The 455-nt window shown below is 55.2% G+C and carries 1 protein-coding gene; it reads right to left on the bottom strand.

The window, feature by feature from the left end:
• Positions 1-224 (bottom strand): hypothetical protein (locus AC1DF0_RS32235; protein ID WP_477577650.1); only part of this gene is annotated, 224 nt, incomplete at its 3' end.
• Between the last annotated feature and the right edge of the window lie 231 nt (positions 225-455).

Genomic DNA, 455 nt, shown 5'->3' on the forward strand with positions numbered 1-455 from the left:
GCTTCAAGGATGTAGGCAACGTCAGCGGAGTGCAGATCATCGAGCTTGCGTTGCAACTCGACGAGGTTTTGCCGGTGAACCAGGTTCTCGACCCGGTCGTGATGCGGACCTTCCTGGCGATGAGTCAGGTCTTCGACCACCCGCTGGCGCTGCAGCAGCTCAACGACTTGAGCAAGGCGGTCCTGCAAGCTTTCCTGCGTTTTCTTTACTTCAACTTCAGACATAGGCGAACTCCACTCCCAGCAGCGGGGCACGCCGGAAGGATCAATCAGTCAATTCATGATTGTAACAACGAGGTACTGAGTAACTACTGGGTAAGTCCATGGAGGTATTCCACAAGCCCCGGCGGGGCTGACAGGCGCAATGATAACACCGCCTGACGGTTTTAAACGTGAAAAAATCGCGGCTGAAACAAGCGCTTGCGAGACAAACCTGAGCGCCGTCCTGATCCATGG

Source organism: Paenibacillus sp. 05T425 (assembly GCF_056396205.1).